At 51.8% G+C, this 19,748-nt stretch carries 12 protein-coding genes and 2 pseudogenes; 7 read left to right on the top strand and 7 right to left on the bottom strand.

What is annotated here, in order from left to right; genetic code table 11:
- Positions 1-18 precede the first annotated feature (18 nt).
- Positions 19-1,494 carry a S41 family peptidase gene (locus DFR77_RS08025; RefSeq protein WP_003691337.1) on the bottom strand — a complete coding sequence of 492 codons (1,476 nt, stop codon included), beginning with the start codon at positions 1,492-1,494 and terminating at the stop codon, positions 19-21.
- A 126-nt stretch (positions 1,495-1,620) separates the two neighbouring features.
- Positions 1,621-3,417 carry a peptidoglycan DD-metalloendopeptidase family protein gene (locus tag DFR77_RS08020; protein WP_113852089.1) on the bottom strand — a complete coding sequence of 599 codons (1,797 nt, stop codon included), beginning with the start codon at positions 3,415-3,417 and terminating at the stop codon, positions 1,621-1,623.
- A 326-nt stretch (positions 3,418-3,743) separates the two neighbouring features.
- Between DFR77_RS08020 and DFR77_RS08010 the strand changes: the two genes are divergently transcribed.
- The 3 genes from DFR77_RS08010 to ruvX are packed head-to-tail and all read left to right on the top strand — an operon-like array spanning position 3,744 to position 5,302.
- On the top strand, positions 3,744-4,304 hold the full coding sequence (locus DFR77_RS08010) for a CreA family protein (RefSeq protein ID WP_003692938.1): 561 nt from the start codon (positions 3,744-3,746) through the stop codon (positions 4,302-4,304).
- 1 nt (position 4,305) lies between these two features.
- Complete coding sequence (locus tag DFR77_RS08005; protein ID WP_003688988.1) at positions 4,306-4,854, top strand: YqgE/AlgH family protein; 549 nt, start codon at positions 4,306-4,308, stop codon at positions 4,852-4,854.
- Positions 4,847-5,302, top strand: coding sequence for a Holliday junction resolvase RuvX (ruvX, locus tag DFR77_RS08000; RefSeq protein WP_003688990.1), 456 nt, complete (start codon positions 4,847-4,849; stop codon positions 5,300-5,302). The genes DFR77_RS08005 and ruvX overlap by 8 nt, the downstream gene beginning before the upstream one ends.
- 9 nt (positions 5,303-5,311) lie before the next feature.
- On the opposite strand, the gene DFR77_RS07995 is transcribed toward ruvX, so the two are convergent.
- Positions 5,312-5,968, bottom strand: coding sequence for a fumarylacetoacetate hydrolase family protein (locus DFR77_RS07995; RefSeq protein WP_003688991.1), 657 nt, complete (start codon positions 5,966-5,968; stop codon positions 5,312-5,314).
- A 62-nt stretch (positions 5,969-6,030) separates the two neighbouring features.
- Positions 6,031-7,743 (bottom strand): proline--tRNA ligase, encoded by a 1,713-nt coding sequence (locus DFR77_RS07990; RefSeq protein ID WP_003688993.1) that lies wholly within the window; start codon positions 7,741-7,743, stop codon positions 6,031-6,033.
- Between the two features lie 698 nt (positions 7,744-8,441).
- Here DFR77_RS07990 and aceE point away from each other — a divergent pair.
- From aceE to lpdA, 4 genes are all read left to right on the top strand, one after another.
- Positions 8,442-11,105, top strand: a complete 2,664-nt coding sequence (gene aceE, locus DFR77_RS07980) for a pyruvate dehydrogenase (acetyl-transferring), homodimeric type (RefSeq protein WP_003691347.1) — start codon at positions 8,442-8,444, stop codon at positions 11,103-11,105.
- Positions 11,106-11,254: 149 nt separating this feature from the next.
- Positions 11,255-12,817: a dihydrolipoyllysine-residue acetyltransferase gene (gene aceF / locus DFR77_RS07975; protein ID WP_003700027.1), complete on the top strand. Its 1,563-nt coding sequence runs from the start codon at positions 11,255-11,257 to the stop codon at positions 12,815-12,817.
- A 100-nt stretch (positions 12,818-12,917) separates the two neighbouring features.
- Positions 12,918-13,352 carry a hypothetical protein gene (locus DFR77_RS07970; protein ID WP_029670159.1) on the top strand — a complete coding sequence of 145 codons (435 nt, stop codon included), beginning with the start codon at positions 12,918-12,920 and terminating at the stop codon, positions 13,350-13,352.
- A 17-nt stretch (positions 13,353-13,369) separates the two neighbouring features.
- Complete coding sequence (lpdA, locus tag DFR77_RS07965) at positions 13,370-15,154, top strand: dihydrolipoyl dehydrogenase (protein ID WP_003688996.1); 1,785 nt, start codon at positions 13,370-13,372, stop codon at positions 15,152-15,154.
- 423 nt (positions 15,155-15,577) lie between these two features.
- Here lpdA and DFR77_RS07955 read toward each other — a convergent pair whose 3' ends face one another.
- From DFR77_RS07955 to DFR77_RS07945, 3 genes and pseudogenes are all read right to left on the bottom strand, one after another.
- On the bottom strand, positions 15,578-17,128 hold the full coding sequence (locus DFR77_RS07955) for a YdgA family protein (RefSeq protein ID WP_017146769.1): 1,551 nt from the start codon (positions 17,126-17,128) through the stop codon (positions 15,578-15,580).
- A 124-nt stretch (positions 17,129-17,252) separates the two neighbouring features.
- A pseudogene (locus tag DFR77_RS07950) lies at positions 17,253-19,497 on the bottom strand (TonB-dependent receptor).
- A gap of 174 nt (positions 19,498-19,671) precedes the next feature.
- Positions 19,672-19,748, bottom strand: a pseudogene (locus DFR77_RS07945) (IS1595 family transposase); the annotation flags it as partial.

The raw sequence follows: 19,748 nt of genomic DNA, 5'->3' as shown, positions 1-19,748 counted from the left end.
AGACGGCATCGTCAAAACCTACTTCTTATCTTTTTTATCTTTATTTGAAACCGGCTTTTTCGCCGCCAGCCCCAAAGACTTCTGCCACTGCTCGGGCGACTTGACCAAATCCAAAGCCTTACGCAACTGATCGTCTTTCGCAGGGTTCGGAATCCGCCTTGAAGACAAATCCTCGTCCTTTTTCTTTTTACCTTTTTCTTTTGCAGCGGGCTTATCCGCATCTTTTTCAAGCGGTACGGCAAGGGTTTCACTGTTCACATCCTCGCCGCCCAAGGGATTGCCGATGTGTCCGACCAGGTCCGCCTCGCGGCTTTCAAAAGTACGTTCCTTATCTTTTACTTCGACATCGGGAACAATCCCCTGTGCCTGAATGGAACGGTCGTTCGGCGTGTAATACAGGGCGGTCGTCAACTTGACCGCGCTGCCGTTGGACAAAGGAATCAAAGTCTGAACCGAACCTTTACCGAAGCTCTGCGTACCGACGATGACCGCGCGTTTGTGGTCCTGCAATGCGCCGGCGACAATCTCCGACGCGGAAGCCGAACCGGAATTGACCAATACCGCCATCGGAATCGTTTTCAACTCGGCAGGAATACCCGCCAAAGGATCGCCGCCCATACCGTACACATAATCCTCGGGAACGGCTTTCAGTACCATGCCGTCTTTGCCGTCGCGTCCCTTGGTGCTGACGACGACCGCTTCAGACGGCAGAAACGCCGCCGACACGCCGACCGCGCCGGTCAAAAGCCCGCCGGGGTCGTCGCGCAAATCCAACACCAGCCCCTTGAGCGGTTTTCCTTTATTTTCCTTTACCAGCTCTTTTGCGGCGGTATTGACGCTTTCGACCGTCCGCTCTTGGAACTGCGACACGCGGATATAGCCGTAATCGGGTTCGATCAGGTGATGGCGGACGCTTTTCACTTTAATAATGGCACGGGTCAGGTTGACGACTATCGGCTTGTCGGCATTTTTGCGCGACAGCGTCAAAGTAATCTTCGTACCCGGCTTGCCCCGCATTTTTTTCACCGCTTCGCTGACCGTCATACCGCGCGTCGAAACATTATCGATTTTCACAATGAAATCGCCGCTTTTCACCTCCGCCCGTTCGGCAGGCGTGTCCTCAATCGGCGAAACCACTTTGACAAAACCGTCTTCCTGCCCGATTTCCATCCCCAAGCCGCCAAATTCGCCGCTGGTGGACTCCTTTATCTCGGCATAACCTTTTTTATCCATATATTCGGAATGCGGATCCAAACCGGCCACCATACCCTTCATCGCACCTTCAAACAAATCGGCATCGGGTTTGTCATGATAGTAGTTTGCCTTAATCTGACCGTAAACCTCCGCCATCGTACGGATGGATTGCACCGGCAGGACTTCGTTATCCCGCCCGTCCTTCTCGGCGGCAAAACCCTGCACCGCCAGACTTACGGCCACGCCGCTGATTGCACCCAAAGTATAAAGTGCGATTTTCTTAAAAACAGGTTTCGACATTCTTCTTTAACTTTCTCTCTTGATTTCCAAAAACCGGAAAACACAGGTACGGCAAACGGCAAACTTCACGGAACAGCGCACCATATCGGCACGATTTGCATAAAGCCTGCCGTTTCGGCAATCCGATCAACGTATCCAGCCCGAAGGGTTCAACACCTGACCTTGATAACGTATTTGCAGGTAAAGCCCCTCTTCCCCGTCCGGCAGCGACCCGCTCGTGCCGATTTTGCTTCCTGCCGCGACCGTATAACCCTTGCCGGCGGAAATTTCGCTCAAACCGGCATAGATGCTGATGTAGTTCTCGCCGTGATCGATCACGACCACTTTGCCGTAGCCGTCCAACTCGTCCGCATAGCTTACCGTTCCCGGCGCAATGCTTTCAACCGTTGCAGGCGCAGTGGAATAGAACACGCCTTTCCAAACATCGCCGCCGCTCCGGTTCTGCCCGAAAAGCCCGGTCGGCACACCGTCAACCGGTTTTTTCAAACGTCCCTGCATGCGGCTGAAACCGTCGGCACTGCCGATACCCATAACCGAAGGCGCTTGGATGTTCCTGTCTTCGGCGGTCAGGTTGGACATTTCCGCACGTCGCGCTTCAGCCTTCTGCTGCGCCGCTTCTTTTCTGGCTTTTTCGGCTGCCGCCAGTCTGGCTTCAGCCAATTTTCTTTTTGCTTCCGCATCCTGAATGCGGTGTTCGGCCTTTTTCTTCTCCAAATTGCTCAAGAGCTTGTTCAGCTGCTGCTCGTTCCCTTTCTGTTCCAGCAGTTTTCGGGCATCTTTGGAGATTTTGGCATTCTGTCTGCGGCTTTCCGTCTGTTCCGCCGCATCGGTTACACCCTGTTTTTTCAGCAGGGATTGCACGTTTGCCTGAATTTTCTTCAAACGGGCAAGCTCATTGTTGATTTTCTGCTCTTGTACCGCCAAAGCCTTCTGCTGTTTTTCCAAATCCTTGACAACTTCCCGATTGGAGGCGTTTACGTAACGCGTATAACGCAAAAAGCGGTTTTTCTGACCCGGTTCGGCGTTTTTCAGGAACAGGGCAACCGCATTCGGCTGGCTGTTTTTATAGTTCCCCGATACGAAACGGGAAATCTGCGCTTTCGTAGCGGCGATTTCCGTTTTCAAACGGTTCAGCTCGGTATTGAGTTTTTGGAACTTGTCCCAAGCCTCGCGCTGTTTGCGGTTGACGGAAGCAAGGTTGCCGCGCGCCTGACGGATACGCTCTTGGCGGATACGTTCTTGGCGGATACGCTCTTCCTGAAGCTGTTTGAGGGAATTGCTGACATGAAGCAGCATTCCTTCGCTTTGTTTGAGCAGGGCTTTTTTGTTTTCGACATCATTGGTGGCAGCGGCAACGGCGGCTTTCAATTCGTCGGAATCGGTTTTGGCATTTTTCTCTTCCCTGTATTTTTTGTCCTGTTTCACTGCTTTGCCGTTCTTGTCGGAACGGGCTTTTTTATTTGCAGAAACAGTGTCTTTTTCCGCCTTGCCGCCCTTGCGCGGATTGCCCTGTCCTTTTGCCCCTTTTTTGCCTTGTTTGTTTTCAGGCTGTGTTTTTGCGTTTTTTTCTTTGGATCCGGACACGAGCTTGCCATGTGCCTTTTTGTGTTCCGCCTTCGATTCCTTATCCCCTTCGCGTCCTTTGCGCGCAGACTGCCTGGATGTCGCCTCCTTCTCTGCTTCTTTGCGGTTTTTGGCGGTTTTTTTGAACTCTTTTGCCGCCTCTTTGCCGCCTGTTTTTTTATCTTTCACTGCGGCATTTTTGCCTTTTTCTTTTTTGCCTTCCGCCGCTTCGGGCTGTTCTTTTTTGTTCTTCGCCTGTTTTTTCACTTCGACGGAACGGTTGTGTGCCGCGTCGCCGGCGGCAACGGCGGGGGCGGAAAAGACAAGCATCAGGGCAAGCAGGAGGGGTTTGTATTGCATGGTTCGGCTTTCAGAAAAAATCGGATAATGCTGAAGGCCGCGCGAAAGCGGCCGGATGTTCGGATTATACTGTCAGTTATGCCGTCTGAAAATGCCGTTTGCCCAATCTTGCACCTTCTTTGCGCGGATACTTGCAATCGGCTCAAACAGCCTTATATTGTGCGGCATATTTTCAATGCTGCAACGGATATTGTGTTCCGACACACAGGGTAGCACATGTAAGCTGCGTACCGTATGTTGCCCGATTTGGGAGCGTGCGCCCCTCCAAACAAAGCAAACCCTGCCGCCTTCCGGAAAACGGGGATTCAACCGATAAGGAAATTTTGATGAACAGACTGCTACTGCTGTCTGCCGCCGTCCTGCCGACTGCCTGCGGCAGCGGCGAAACCGATAAAATCGGACGGGCAAGTACCGTTTTCAACATGTTGGGCAAAAACGACCGTATCGAAGTGGAAGGATTCGACGATCCCGACGTTCAAGGGGTTGCCTGTTATATTTCGTATGCAAAAAAAGGCGGCTTGAAGGAAATGGTCAATTTGGAAGAGGACGCGTCCGACGCATCGGTTTCGTGCGTTCAGACGGCATCTTCGATTTCTTTTGACGAAACCGCCGTGCGCAAACCGAAAGAAGTTTTCAAGCGCGGCGCGAGCTTCGCGTTCAAGAGCCGGCAGATTGTCCGTTATTACGACCCCAAGCGCAAAGCCTTCGCCTATTTGGTTTACAGCGATAAAATCGTCCAAGGATCGCCGAAAAATTCCTTAAGCGCGGTTTCCTGTTTCGGCAGCGGCATACCGCAAACCGACGGGGTGCAAGCCGATACTTCCGGCAAACTGCTTGCCGGCGCCTGCATTATTTCCAACCCGATAAAAAATCCCGACAAACGCTGATATGAACCTGTCCAACCACTTTCTCGTCGCCATGCCCGATATGGAAGACGCGTTTTTTTCACAATCGGTCGTCTATATCTGCAAACACGATGAAGACGGCGCACTCGGTATCGCCATCAACAAACCCTCTCCGATTACGATGGACATGATTTTTTCCGCCACCGGCAAAAACATCCCCATGCGGATGCAGCACGACAGCGTGATGATGGGCGGGCCGGTGCAGGTCGAGCGCGGTTACGTCGTCCACACCCCGATCGGCAACTGGCAAAGCAGCATCGGCGTTTCAGACGGCATCGCGCTGACCTCTTCCCGCGATGTGCTTGAAAACATTTCACGCGAAGGCGCGGTTGACAAAGCCTTGATCAGCATAGGCTATTCGAGCTGGAGCAAAGGGCAGCTCGAACGCGAACTTGCCGACAATGCGTGGCTGACCGTTCCCGCCGACGAACACATCCTGTTCGACATCCCCTACGAACACCGTTACGCCGCCGCATTCGCCAAACTCGGCATCGACCCGCTCGCCCTGTTTTCGGGAGCCGGCCATGCATAAAATTCCAAAAGGAACGGCACTGGCATTCGACTTCGGCGAAGCGCGCATCGGCGTGGCGCAGGGCGATGCGGAATTGGGGCTGTCCCATCCGCTGGCCACCGTTACCGGCGGCAGCAACGATGAAAAATTCGCGGCAATCGCCAAGCTGGTTCAAGAATGGCAGCCGCGTTATTTTGTCGTCGGACTGCCCGTGCATGCCGACGGCACGGAACATGAAATGACGCACCTGTCGCGCAAGTTTGGACGCAGGCTGAACGGCAGGTTCAATCTCCCCGTCTATTGGGTTGACGAACGGCTGTCGTCCGTCTATGCCGAAAGCCTGCTTTCGGAAGCACAGGTCTTGGGCAAAAAACGCAAATCGGTGCTCGACCAAGTGGCGGCGCAAGCCATCCTGCACGGTTTTCTCGAGGGCGGCCCGGCGGAATGTTTCAACGGGCGTGAAGGTTAAGCGGCGCGGTTAACACCCTATCGTGAAAGAGGCGCACACCAAGCCGTCCAGCTCCAATGCCAAATTGTCCCCCGCACCGATTGCGCCCACGCCGGAGGGCGTTCCGGTAAACACCAAATCCCCTTTCCCCAAACCGTAATCCGCCGCCAGTTTGTGTAAAATTTCCCGAATCGGGTAAATCATCAAACCAGTCTCCCCGCGCTGTTTCAATACGCCGTTTTGTTTTAATGAAAACAACACCTTATCTTGATTGCCGATTCTGTCTGCCGCCGCAAAATCCGACACGCACGCAGAATGCCTGAACCCTTTTGCCTTCAGCCAGGGCAGCCCCTGCGCCTTCAGACGGCATTGGATGTCCCGCGCGGTCAAATCCAAACCCACGCCGTACCCCGCCACGCATCCCAAAATATCTTCACCCTCGCCCGTGCCGTCTGAATCCCGGCCAATCAGCAACACTAGTTCGCACTCAAACTGCACATCCCTACTGAACTCGGGCAGCAAGATTGTACCGCCGCTGTTCAAAATGCTGCCTGACGGCTTCATAAACACCACAGGTTCTGAAGGTATTTCGTTTTTTAACTCTTCGACATGTGCGGCATAGTTCCTGCCGATACAGAAAATATTGCCGACCTCGACTGCTTCTCCTTCTAAAAATACTGAAGCCACTTCACTTTCCCCCAAAATAAAAATGCCGTCTGAAATTATTTTCAGACGGCATTTGACCAGACTTACGCATTTAATGAAGCTGTTACACGCGCAACAATTTCTCCGATTGCAACTGCCTGCGCTTCGTTGTCGCGGCGTTCGGCGTATTCGACATTGCCTTCTTTCAAGGCGCGGTCGCCGATGACGATGCGGTGCGGGATACCGAGAAGCTCGGAATCGTTCAGCAATACGCCTGCGCGTTCGTCGCGGTCGTCCAGCAGCACATCCGCGCCTGCCGCCAGCAATTCGGCATAGATTCTGTCGGCGGCTTCACGCACAGTGTCGGATTTTTTGTAGTTCATCGGCACGATGACGACTTCAAACGGCGCCATCGCTTTGGTCCAAATGATGCCTTTTTCGTCGTTATTCTGCTCGATGGCGGCGGCAACGACGCGGGTGATGCCGATGCCGTAGCAGCCCATTTCCATGATTTGCGATTTGCCGTTATTGTCGAGGAAGCTGACGTTCATAGCTTGGGTATATTTGCCGCGCAACTGGAAGACATGTCCGACTTCGATGCCGCGCGCCAGTTTCAGACGGCCTTGCCCGTCGGGGCTTTCGTCGCCTTCGACCACATTACGCAAATCGACGAATTCAGGCTCGGCGGCATCGCGGCCGAAGTTGAAGCCGGTATAGTGGTAGTCGTCTTCGTTTGCGCCGATAACCCAGTCCGCGCCTTTTTCGGTAGCGAAATCGGCATAGACTTTGCCTGTGAAGCCGACGGGGCCGAGCGAACCGCCGTTTGCGCCGAATTGTTCAACAATCGCGGCAGGGCTTGCCATAGTCAGTGGCGATTTTACGCCCGCCAGTTTTTCTGCCTTGATGTCGTTAAACTCATGGTCGCCACGCAACAGCAGTAGGACGAGTTCGCCTTCGTTTTCGCCTTCAACCACGATGGATTTGAGGGTTTGTTCAACCGGAATATTCAGGAATTCAACCAAAGACTCAATGGTTTTGACGTTTGGTGTATGTACTTTGGTCAACACAGCCTGAGCGGCGGCACGTTCACCTTTAAGCGGCAAGGTCGGTGCCAACTCGATATTGGCGGCGTAATCGGAAGTGTCGCTGTATGCAATCACATCTTCGCCGCTTTCCGCCAACACTTGAAACTCGTGCGAACCCGTACCGCCGATGCTGCCGGTGTCTGCGGCGACGGGGCGGAACGCCAAACCCAGACGGGTAAAGATGCGGCAGTAAGCGTCATACATGGCATCATAGGTCGCCTGAAGCGAGGCGTAGTCGGCGTGGAAGGAATAAGCATCTTTCATCACAAATTCGCGCGCGCGCATCACGCCGAAACGCGGGCGCACTTCGTCGCGGAATTTGGTTTGGATGTGGTAAAAATTTTTCGGCAGTTGTTTGTAGCTGTTGATTTCTTTGCGCACGATGTCGGCGATGACTTCCTCGCAGGTCGGGCCCATGCAGAAATCGCGTTCGTGGCGGTCTTTCAGGCGCAGCAGTTCTTTACCGTAAAACTCCCAGCGGCCGGATTCCTGCCACAGTTCGGCAGGCTGCACCACCGGCATCAGCAGCTCCACGCTGCCCGCGCGCGCCATTTCCTCGCGCACGACGTTTTCGACTTTGCGTAACACGCGCAGCCCCATCGGCATCCAAGTATAAAGACCGGACGCGTTGGCTTTAATCAGACCGGCGCGAATCATCAGCTTGTGGCTGGCAAACGCGGCTTCGGCAGGGGCTTCTTTTAAAGTAGAGATAAAGAATTGGCTGGCTTTCATAAAAATATTTTTCCAAACAGGCAGATTCAAAAGTAAATCGGGTGCAGATTGTAACGCGAAAAAAGCAGGTTTTGCACCAACCTCCAAAATTCACCCCCTGCCCCAAACGCGGGACAAACTCCATAACAGACGGCAAAAACATGACCAGAAACATCATATTGAACATAATTACATGATTTTTATAGATTTAAATTTGCCTAATTTTTAATCAAAATAAGCGTACATTTGTTGCGTAAGACTTTTTTAACACAAGCCGTGGCTTATCAACACGGTTGTCCACAAAGCTTGTGTATAGATTTTCTGCAATAGGAAAATTGCCGACAGAGACATAACGATTCGATATCCCACAATTCCGAAAAAATATAACCAAAATTAAACAGAATGTTTTCGCAATCAAAAAGACCTGTCCTTACCAAACGCCAACTTCAGTATAAAACCTGCTTTTAAAAGCATGGTTATTTGCCAGCAGACCCGATTGCTGATAGGATTTCGTGCGGAGCAGACCGAACATTTTTTTTTTCAAGTTTTCCCTTGCTTCCAAGACTTTTATAATTTTTTGAAAACATTAAACTTAAATTATTTTGTTTCGGTTTGATTTAGAAATTTTCGTTTTTGCTTATTATTTTTCACAAACGAAAATAAAGGGGTTGGCTACACCCTCCCTTCCGATTAAACACTCAACATAAAGGATAGATACTATGTCCACCCAATTACACGATGTTGACCCTATCGAAACCCAAGAGTGGCTGGACGCGTTAAGCTCCGTCCTCGAATATGAAGGCGGCGAACGCGCGCAATACCTCTTGGAAAACCTGCTCAAATACTGCCGCGACAAAGGCGTACGTATGCCCCACGGCACGACCACCCCGTATTTGAATACCGTTTCGGTTGAAAACGAAAAAGGCATTCCGGGCGACCAAAACATCGAACACCGCATTCGCGCATTCGTACGCTGGAACGCCGCCGCCATCGTATTGCGCGCCGGCAAGAAAGATTTGGAACTGGGTGGGCACATCGCATCTTTCCAATCTGCCGCCACCATGTACGAAGTCGGTTTCAACCACTTCTGGAAAGCCAAAGGTGAAGGTGAAGAAGGCGATTTGGTCTTCTTCCAAGGTCACGTTGCCCCGGGCATCTATGCACGCGCATTCGTCGAAGGCCGTCTGACCGAAGACCAGCTGAACAACTTCCGCCAAGAAGTGGACGGACACGGTCTGCCTTCCTATCCACACCCCCACCTCTTGCCCGACTTCTGGCAGTTCCCGACCGTATCCATGGGCTTGGGCCCCATCATGGCGATTTATCAGGCGCGTTTCCTGAAATACTTGGAATCACGCGGCTTGGCAAAAACCAAAGGCCGTAAAGTATGGTGTTTCTGCGGCGACGGCGAAATGGACGAACCCGAATCCCAAGGTGCAATCGCGCTGGCTGCACGCGAAGGCTTGGACAACCTGATTTTCGTCATCAACTGCAACCTGCAACGCTTGGACGGTCCGGTGCGCGGCAACGGCAAAATCATCCAAGAATTGGAAGGCAACTTTGCCGGTGCCGGCTGGAATGTCGTCAAAGTCATTTGGGGCCGCCGTTGGGACCGCCTCTTGGCGAAAGACAAAGACGGTATCCTGCGCCAACGTATGGAAGAATGTTTGGACGGCGACTACCAAACTTACAAATCCAAAGACGGCGCGTATGTGCGCGAACACTTCTTCAATACGCCCGAACTGAAAGCATTGGTTGCCGATATGACCGATGAGCAACTCTGGGCATTGAACCGCGGCGGCCACGATCCTCAAAAAGTGTACAACGCCTACGACCGCGCAGCGAACCATGCCGACGGCAAACCTACCGTTATCTTGGCGAAAACCATTAAAGGTTACGGTATGGGCGCATCCGGCGAAGGTCAGAACGTTGCCCACCAAGCCAAAAAAATGGACAAAGCGTCCCTGAAACAATTCCGCGACCGCTTTGACATTCCGGTTACCGACGAACAAATCGAAAGCGGCGATCTGCCTTACCTGACTTTTGCCCCCGATACGGAAGAATACAAATACCTGCACGCACGCCGCGATGCTTTGGGCGGCTACCTGCCGCAACGCAAACCGACGCAGGAAGTATTGGAAGTGCCCGAGCTGTCGGCATTCGACGCACAACTCAAATCCAGCGGTGAACGCGAGTTCTCGACCACTATGGCATTCGTCCGCATCCTGTCCACTTTGCTGAAAGACAAAAAAATCGGCAAACGCGTCGTACCTATCGTTCCCGACGAAAGCCGTACTTTCGGCATGGAAGGTATGTTCCGCCAATACGGTATTTGGAATCCGAAAGGTCAGCAATATACCCCTCAAGACAAAGACCAACTGATGTTCTATAAAGAATCCGTTGACGGTCAAATCTTGCAAGAAGGTATTAACGAACCGGGCGCGATGGCCGACTGGATTGCGGCTGCGACCAGCTACGCCAACAGCGACTTCGCGATGATTCCGTTCTACATTTACTACTCCATGTTCGGTTTCCAACGTATCGGCGACTTGGCTTGGGCGGCGGGCGATATGCACGCGCGCGGCTTCCTGCTGGGCGGTACTGCCGGCCGTACGACGCTGAACGGCGAAGGTCTGCAACACGAAGACGGCCACAGCCACATCCAGGCCGACCTGATTCCGAACTGCGTATCTTATGACCCGACCTTCCAATACGAAGTGGCCGTCATCGTACAAGACGGTCTGCGCCGTATGTATGCCAATAATGAAGACGTGTTCTACTACATCACCCTGATGAACGAGAACTACACCCATCCCGATATGCCGGAAGGTGCGGAACAAGACATCCTCAAAGGTATGTACCTGCTGAAAGCCGGCGGCAAAGGCGACAAGAAAGTCCAATTGATGGGTTCCGGTACGATTCTGCAAGAAGTGATTGCCGGTGCCGAGCTGCTGAAAGCCGACTTCGGCGTGGAAGCGGACATCTGGTCTTGCCCGTCCTTCAACCTGCTGCACCGCGACGCCATCGAAACCGAACGCTTCAACCGCCTGCATCCGCTGGAAGCTGAAAAAGTGCCTTTCGTTACTTCCCAACTGCAAGGTCATGACGGTCCGGTTATCGCCGCTACCGACTATATCCGCAGCTATGCCGACCGTATCCGCGCGTACATCCCGAACGACTACCATGTCTTGGGCACTGACGGTTTCGGCCGTTCCGACAGCCGCGCCAACCTGCGCCGCTTCTTTGAAGTGGACCGCTACAACGTTGCCGTGGCAGCATTGGCCGCATTGGCGGAACAAGGCAAAGTCAGCAAAGAAACCGTTCAACAAGCCATTGAGAAATACGGCATCAAAGCCGATTCAGCCCCTAGCTGGAAACGCTGATTGATGTTTCAGACGGCCTGTTTGCCCCATTCCGACATCAGGCCGTCTGAAAACCGAATGCCCGAATGGTTTGAACAGACAAACCGTACCGATGCCGCCTGAAGCAGCTTTCAGACGGCATCCAACTGAAAAAGATTAAAGGAACTCAAATGAGTATCGTAGAAATCAAAGTCCCCGATATCGGCGGTCACGAAAACGTCGACATCATCGCCGTAGAAGTTAAAGCGGGCGACACCATCGCCGTTGACGACACCCTGATTACACTGGAAACCGACAAAGCCACGATGGATGTGCCTGCCGATGCGGCCGGTGTCGTGAAAGAAGTAAAAGTCAAAGTCGGCGACAAAATCTCCGAAGGCGGCGTAATTTTGACCGTTGAAACCGGTGCCGCCGCTGCCGAAGCCGCCCCGGCTGCTGCCGCCGAAGCACAACCTGCACCCGCTGCCGCAGGCGGTGCAACCGTTCAAGTAGCCGTTCCCGATATCGGCGGCCATACCGATGTAGATGTAATCGCCGTTGAAATCAAAGTTGGCGACACCGTTGCCGAAGACGACACGCTGATTACTTTGGAAACCGATAAAGCGACAATGGACGTACCTTGTACCGCTGCCGGTGTCGTTAAAGCCGTATTCTTAAAAGTCGGCGACAAAGTGTCCGAAGGCTCTGCCATTATCGAAGTGGAAACCGCCGGCTCTGCCGCAGCAGCTCCTGCGCCTGCCGCTCAAGCTGCCGCACCCGCCGCCGTGCCTACATCTGCCTCGCCTGCCGCTGCCAAAATCGATGAAGCCGCTTTCGCCAAAGCACACGCCGGTCCTTCCGCACGCAAACTGGCGCGCGAATTGGGCGTGGATTTGGGCCAAGTCAAAGGTAGCGGCTTGAAAGGCCGTATCATGGGAGACGACATCAAAGCCTTTGTGAAATCCGTAATGCAGGGCGGCGCGGCAAAACCTGCCGCAGCCGGCGCATCTTTGGGCGGCGGTCTGGACTTGCTGCCGTGGCCTAAAGTGGACTTCTCCAAATTCGGCAATGTCGAAGTTAAAGAATTGTCCCGCATTAAGAAAATCTCCGGTCAAAACCTGTCCCGCAACTGGGTGGTGATTCCTCACGTTACCGTACACGAAGAAGCGGATATGACCGAACTGGAAGAATTCCGCAAACAGCTGAACAAAGAATGGGAACGCGAAGGCGTGAAACTGTCCCCGTTGGCGTTCATCATCAAAGCCTCCGTTTCCGCGCTGAAAGCCTTCCCCGAATTCAACGCTTCTTTGGACGGCGACAACCTGGTGCTGAAAAACTACTTCAACATCGGTTTCGCAGCCGATACGCCGAACGGCTTGGTTGTTCCCGTCATCAAAGACGTGGATCAAAAAGGCTTGAAACAAATCAGCCAAGAATTGACCGAATTGTCCAAAAAAGCCCGCGAAGGCAAGCTCAAACCGCAAGAAATGCAAGGCGCGTGCTTTACCATTTCCAGCTTGGGCGGCATCGGCGGCACAGGTTTCACGCCGATTGTGAACGCTCCCGAAGTCGCTATCTTGGGCGTGTGCAAATCCCAAATCAAACCGGTTTGGAACGGCAAAGAGTTTGCCCCGCGCCTGATGTGCCCGTTGAGCCTGTCCTTCGACCACCGCGTCATCGACGGTGCCGCCGGTATGCGCTTCACCGTATTCCTGGCGAACCTGTTGAAAGACTTCCGCCGCATTACCTTATAAAATAAAACATCCCTCTCAAGCAGTCTGATAATGTTTGGATTGCTTGAGATTGATGAGTGATGGTGTTAAATTCAAACTTTAAATTAATAACTTATGGGAAATTTCTTATTTATATAGAGGCATTAGTTGCCAACAAGATGAGCAAAATAATGGACAGTTAAAACCTAAAGGTAATAAAGCTGAAGTTGCAATTCGTTATGATGGTAAGTTTAAATATGATGGTAAAGCTACACATGGTCCAAGTGTGAAGAATGCAGTTTACGCCCATCAAATTGAAACAGATCTATATGACGGATGTTATATATCTACGACAACAGACAAGGAAATTGCCAAGAAATTTGCAACAAGCTCCGGCATCGAAAATGGCTATATATATGTTTTAAATAGAGATTTGTTTGGTCAATATTCTATTTTTGAATATGAGGTTGAACATCCAGAAAACCCAGATGAGAAGGAAGTAACAATCAGAGCTGAAGATTGTGGCTGTATTCCTGAAGAAGTGATTATTGCTAAAGAGTTGATAGAAATTAACTAAGTTGAAAGGTCAATATAATGGCTTTAGTTGAATTGAAAGTGCCCGACATTGGCGGACACGAAAATGTAGATATTATCGCGGTTGAAGTGAACGTTGGCGACACCATCGCCGTTGACGACACCCTGATTACCTTGGAAACCGACAAAGCGACGATGGACGTGCCTGCCGAAGTTGCGGGCGTGATCAAAGAAGTGAAAGTCAAAGTCGGCGACAAAATCTCCGAAGGCGGTTTGATTGTCGTCGTCGAAGCCGAAGGTGCGGCTGCCGCCCCTAAAGCCGAAGCGGCTGCCGCCCCGGCGCAAGAAGCACCCAAAGCTGCCGCTCCTGCTCCGCAAGCCGCGCAATTCGGCGGTGCTGCCGATGCCGAGTACGACGTGGTCGTATTGGGCGGCGGTCCCGGCGGTTACTCCGCTGCATTTGCCGCTGCCGATGAAGGCTTGAAAGTCGCCATCGTCGAGCGTTACAAAACTTTGGGCGGCGTTTGCCTGAACGTCGGCTGTATCCCTTCCAAAGCCTTGTTGCACAATGCCGCCGTTATCGACGAAGTGCGCCACTTGGCTGCCAACGGTATCAAATACCCCGAACCGGAACTCGACATCGATATGCTTCGCGCCTACAAAGACGGCGTGGTTTCCCGCCTCACGGGTGGTTTGGCAGGTATGGCGAAAAGCCGTAAAGTGGACGTTATCCAAGGCGACGGGCAATTCTTGGATCCTCACCACTTGGAAGTGTCGCTGACTGCCGGCGACGCGTACGAACAGGCAGCCCCTACCGGCGAGAAAAAAATCGTTGCCTTCAAAAACTGTATCATTGCAGCAGGCAGCCGCGTAACCAAACTGCCTTTCATTCCTGAAGATCCGCGCATCATCGATTCCAGCGGCGCACTGGCACTGAAAGAAGTACCGGGCAAACTGCTGATTATCGGCGGCGGCATTATCGGCCTCGAGATGGGTACGGTTTACAGCACGCTGGGTTCTCGCCTGGATGTGGTTGAAATGATGGACGGCCTGATGCAAGGCGCAGACCGCGACTTGGTTAAAGTATGGCAAAAACAAAACGAATACCGTTTTGACAACATTATGGTCAACACCAAAACCGTTGCAGTCGAGCCGAAAGAAGACGGCGTTTACGTTACCTTTGAAGGTGCAAATGCACCTAAAGAGCCGCAACGTTACGATGCCGTACTGGTCGCGGCAGGCCGTGCGCCTAACGGCAAACTCATCAGCGCAGAAAAAGCCGGTGTTGCCGTTACCGATCGTGGCTTCATCGAAGTTGACAAACAAATGCGCACCAACGTACCGCACATCTACGCTATCGGCGATATCGTCGGTCAACCGATGTTGGCACACAAAGCCGTTCACGAAGGCCACGTTGCCGCTGAAAACTGTGCCGGCCACAAAGCCTACTTCGACGCACGCGTTATTCCCGGCGTTGCCTACACTTCCCCCGAAGTGGCATGGGTCGGTGAAACCGAATTGTCTGCCAAAGCATCAGGCCGCAAAATCACCAAAGCCAACTTCCCATGGGCGGCTTCCGGTCGTGCGATTGCCAACGGTTGCGACAACGGCTTTACCAAGCTGATTTTCGATGCCGAAACCGGCCGCATCATCGGCGGCGGCATTGTCGGTCCGAACGGTGGCGACATGATCGGCGAAGTCTGCCTTGCCATCGAAATGGGCTGCGACGCGGCAGACATCGGCAAAACCATCCACCCGCACCCGACCTTGGGCGAATCCATCGGTATGGCTGCGGAAGTGGCTTTGGGTGTATGTACCGACCTGCCTCCTCAAAAGAAAAAATAAACCTGATGCTCTAAGCAGCCGATAAGGTTTATCCGAACAAATGCCGTCTGAACCCTTCAGGCGGCATTTTTATTTGGCTGTGTTTTAACCATCTGTCAATTTTAACTGGTTGCAAGGGAAAAGACGATTATTTTCCAGTTAGGCAGACACCTACACTATTGAATACCTTGAAGCTAAGCATGCCTATCAATACTATATTAAAATACAGCCTTTTATTTTTCCTCCATGCTTTCCAATAACAGATTTCAACTGGATTTCAATAGTTCCCCTATCCCGTCCGAATTCCATATCTAAACATTGGAAGCGTGTCCTGATATCGGATTAGAGACAATCAATTGTTTTTGAAACATGAAAATCCATCCTATTTCGAGACCGACAAAAATGCCGTCTGAACATTTCAGACGGCATTTGGCATAAACGGCATTAATGCGGCTGGCCGGAAACCATATCTCCCTCGTCAAAATCAGGATCGGGTTCATTTTGCAGCGTTTTCCCGTTTAACTTCAGGGCGTTGTTTTTAAGGGAAATGACCGTATCAATCTGATTACCGTCTAAAGTAAGATATTTTTCCCTTGCCATACTTTGGACCGTACTGTCCACCATCAGGCGCAATGTTTCATTAATATCGGCAATGCTTGCTCTGGCTTCCGCCTCATCTTCGGCATTTACACTGAAAATATTTCCAGCCTGACTTACCGCCAAATCTTCCAACATTTTTTGAGGAATACTCATTCTGATGTTTGCCTCGGTTTTCTTTAACATCAGTCCCAATTGGTTCAAATCTTCCTTCTTCATGCCTTTAAACATGATTTTTCCGCCCACATCAATTTTTCCCTGAGGCAGGGTGAAACGGAAAATTTTGATATTTAGTACCGGGTCATGGGTAAATAATCCGGAAGCATCGCCTTTGACTGCCGCAATCAAATCATTGCGGATTTGTTCCTCAGTCATTTTTTTGGCAGAAATTTGTGCAAACTTGCGTTTCAATACGGTTAAGGCAGAAGCATCGAGGTGTTCGGCAGCGATATGGATGTCCAGCGGGCCGTATTTTTCATCGCCGTACACCAACGTATCGAAACGGAACCGCCCTTCGCTGTCGATAAACGCGCCCGATTCCCCGGTCTTGGTTGAAAAAGCCAGCTTGCCGACTTCGATTTTGGAAGGTGCGATGCTGCCGTTGGGATTGATAAACGCGCCGATCTGCAAATCGGTAACGAGGTTGACCAGTTCGTTCAATTTGACGTTGTAATCGACACCCTCTTTCCATTCGAGCGAAAATTTTTCCAAAGTCAGATTGCTGCTGCCCAAAGCAAGCGGATTGATGCCGTCTGAAGTTTCCGAATCGAAATGCGCTTTTTCAAACGCGGCATCGCCTTTGTCTGCCAGCTTGATTTTGAACAAGGGCGCATCATAGCTGTTGCGGTAGCTTTTGAAACCTTTTTGATAAACCGTTTCCCCCGTCAGGCCTTCCCAGTGCAGCCTGATGCCCGACAGTTCTTCATAATCGAAAGCGGGAACACTGACTTCCATTTTACCGCTGCCGTTGAAATAAACGGTATTGGCAAGGGAAACCGGAACTTGTTTCCCAAAAAAGCGTTCCAAAACTTTTTCCGTTTCAGGCTCGTATTTGAACTCGGTTTCAATGTGCGCCTGCGTGCCGAATCCGCCGGCGAAAGGGCCGTGCGTGATATGGTTTACCAGCGTAACCGGCTGTTCCAACACTATTTTCAAGTTATCCGGCAGGTATTTCTGCGCATTATGCAGCAACTCGGGTTTCAGACGGATGACCGTCGTTTCCGTAGAGGTAAACCAGCCTCGATCATACTGGTGCGATTCGACGGTCAAAAAGCCCGTTTTCTGCAATATTTTTTGCTGCTGCGTCAGACTTTCTTCTGCTTTGACACCCAAATAATAAGGTGTACCCAAAGCAACGCCGAGCAATACTGCCGCAACTGAAATCAAAGGTTTTTTCATCACTTCAAACAAGCAGGTTTCAAAGGTACTAGAATAGCATTATTTAAGCATATCCCGCCATATTTCTTTAAAAGAAATGCCGTCTGAAACCTGTTCGGACGGCATTTTCGGAAACGGAGGCAGCTTAGAAATCCAATTCCGCCTTCAGCCAGTAAGTACGCGGCAGACCGACGACGGCGAAACTACGGTCAAATTGTCCGCGCTGTACCTGCCAGTAGTTTTTGTTGAACAGGTTTTCTACCGAGCTGCTGACGGTCAGGGTGTTTTTGCCCAGCTTGGTTTTGTAGCGCGCGCCTACGTCAACCAAGGTATAGGACGGGAAGGCGTATTGTTTTTGCGTGTCTTGATAAGACTTGCCGAAATACGAAACATTGCCGTTCAAGCTCAAACCTTTGGCAAACGGTGTATCCCGTTCAACGCCTGTTTTGACAATCACGCGCGGGTTGGCGACTTGTACGCCGTTAACCAGCATATCGCGCGCATTCGGATAATTCTTCACGGACGATTGCAGATACATCACGCCGAAAGTCGGGCGCAGGGTTTTGTTCAACAGGTTGGCATAGGCATTGAACTCAATACCGCGATTGCGTTCCATACCTTGCTCGTCGCCGGCTGCGCCTCCTGCTGCTTTATATGCTGCAAAATCAGTACCTTTTTTGGTATTGCCGCGCCAGTAGCCCGGGCGTTTGATTTGGAACGCGTTCAACGTGGTTACAAAATCGCCCCAGTTTTTACGCACGCCGATTTCAAACTGGCGGCTGACGCGCGGCTTCGCCATTGTCGTTTCGCCGGAATCATCGGTTTTGATATCGGCACGCTCCAAGTCTTCCATATAGTTGCCGCACACGACCAAATCAGGTTGCGGCACCCACGCCGCCATCAGCATCGGGCTGAAACGTTTGGCATCGCCGCTCTGTGATTTCTTCTTATCAGTGTATTCAACCGCTTGGAAACGTCCGCCCAAAGTCAGGGGGTATTTGTTATCAACGAAGCCCAAAGTATCGGACAAAGCCAAGCTGTTGACTTTGATATTGGCATCTAAGTTGGCCGAGTTCGCCCAAGAATTGGGATAGTCGGCTTTGAACGATGCCAATTGATTCGCAATATTTTCGTTTGCCTTCACTTCTATCTTGCTGTTGCCGTTCCCGCTGCCGTTTATGGTTTTCCGCTGGCGGATAACGCGGTCGAAAGCCGTACTCCAGTTATGCGTGACCGGGCCGGTTTCAAATTCGCCGCGTGCGGTCAGGTTCATACTCAAAGTACGGAAATATTGGTCGGTCAGGCGCGCCGTGCCGGTGTGGTATTGGTTGGCAGCCATGCAGGTTTTGGTTTGGCTGCTCGCACCGCTTGTACCGCAAACGGTTGGGGAAATCAGCGTACCGTAATAACGCGCTTTGTTGTAGCCGATACCGCCGGTAATTTAGGTATTGTCAAACGCATCCCATTCAAACGTCAGCATATTGGTTTCGCCGACGGTATTTTGCCAGTTCCAAGAAGGCAGCAGGTTGATTTTGCCGTCGGGCGCGTCGAACAAGCGTCCGCCGGCGTTTTGGATATCCTTCATACGCGCGCGGCCGCCGTTGATTTTGCGTTTCGCGTAGATGGAGTCGAACGTCACGCGCAGTTTTTCGCCGCGATAATCGGCATTTAAGGCAAATTCTTTGTTGTCTTCTCTGTAACCGTGGCGCGGGGTGTCGCCGTGGCGCAGTTTGCCGTTGGCACGCACGCCGAATGCTTTGTTTTCGCCGAAGCGTTGCCCTAAGTCGAACGTACCTTGGGCGCGGTTGTTGCCGAACCGGGCCAAACCGATTTTGCGGTTGCCTTCGTCGGCGGCTTTTTTGGTTTCGATGTTGACGGAACCGGATACCGCGCCTTCAGGGTATGCCGTTTACGGCGGTGGACGCGCCTTTAATCAGTTGTGCGAAGCCGACTTGCACGCTCGCCGTGCCTTGCGTGCCATACATTCCTGCCAAGCCGTTTACGCTGAATTGGCGCGCATCAAGCTGATAACCACGGAAATACAGACCGGTCAGCGTGTTGCTTTCGCCGCCAAACTCTCAAACGGAAGCGTCTTTTTTGGCTACGGCATCCACTAAAGTACGCGCCTCGGTATTGTTGAAGGCTTGTTCGTCGTAGTTGACGACGGTAATCGGCGCGGTAAACGCGTTGGCTTTACCCAATACGCCCAAATTTACGCGGTCGCGCAAGTCGCCATCGCTGGCGATGGAGTAAGAATGCGCGGCTTTGACGCGCTTGGCATCGGCGCGGACATGAACCTGTCCGAGTTCGCCATGCTGCGGAGTATTGTCGGCGGCAGATGAAAACGCGCTCAAAATCAACAGCGGCATTAAGGCAAGTTTTTTGTTCATGAAAACGCTCTCTTTTTTAAGTATTGGGGAATTAAAGATAAAACAAACAAACTTATCGGATATTTCGGGCGGCAATTATATTTGATAATCACAACTATTACCGAAAAACTTAATCAGGCGGAGCTATCCGACTGTTAAATATTGGTTTATTTTTGTGGCTGTACTAGATTATCCCTAAATTCCACACCGATCCCGCAGGATTTTTAGCTGCCGGGACGGTGTGCCGAAGTTAAGTCGAAATTCGCATTCCC

The sequence above is a fragment of the Neisseria gonorrhoeae genome (assembly GCF_003315235.1).
GTDB classification, from domain to species: Bacteria; Pseudomonadota; Gammaproteobacteria; order Burkholderiales; family Neisseriaceae; genus Neisseria; species Neisseria gonorrhoeae.
Note: the sequence above shows the minus strand (reverse complement) of the source record. Positions and strands in the feature narration are given on the sequence as shown.

Coding starts and splice junctions, on each gene's coding strand:
- DFR77_RS08010 (WP_003692938.1), top strand. CDS start 3,744: ATGAACAGACTGCTACTGCTGTCTGCCGCCGTCCTGCCGACTGCCTGC.
- aceE (WP_003691347.1), top strand. CDS start 8,442: ATGTCCACCCAATTACACGATGTTGACCCTATCGAAACCCAAGAGTGG.
- DFR77_RS07955 (WP_017146769.1), bottom strand. CDS start 17,128: ATGAAAAAACCTTTGATTTCAGTTGCGGCAGTATTGCTCGGCGTTGCT.
- DFR77_RS08020 (WP_113852089.1), bottom strand. CDS start 3,417: ATGCAATACAAACCCCTCCTGCTTGCCCTGATGCTTGTCTTTTCCGCC.
- DFR77_RS08025 (WP_003691337.1), bottom strand. CDS start 1,494: ATGTCGAAACCTGTTTTTAAGAAAATCGCACTTTATACTTTGGGTGCA.
- DFR77_RS08005 (WP_003688988.1), top strand. CDS start 4,306: ATGAACCTGTCCAACCACTTTCTCGTCGCCATGCCCGATATGGAAGAC.
- lpdA (WP_003688996.1), top strand. CDS start 13,370: ATGGCTTTAGTTGAATTGAAAGTGCCCGACATTGGCGGACACGAAAAT.
- aceF (WP_003700027.1), top strand. CDS start 11,255: ATGAGTATCGTAGAAATCAAAGTCCCCGATATCGGCGGTCACGAAAAC.
- DFR77_RS07990 (WP_003688993.1), bottom strand. CDS start 7,743: ATGAAAGCCAGCCAATTCTTTATCTCTACTTTAAAAGAAGCCCCTGCC.
- ruvX (WP_003688990.1), top strand. CDS start 4,847: ATGCATAAAATTCCAAAAGGAACGGCACTGGCATTCGACTTCGGCGAA.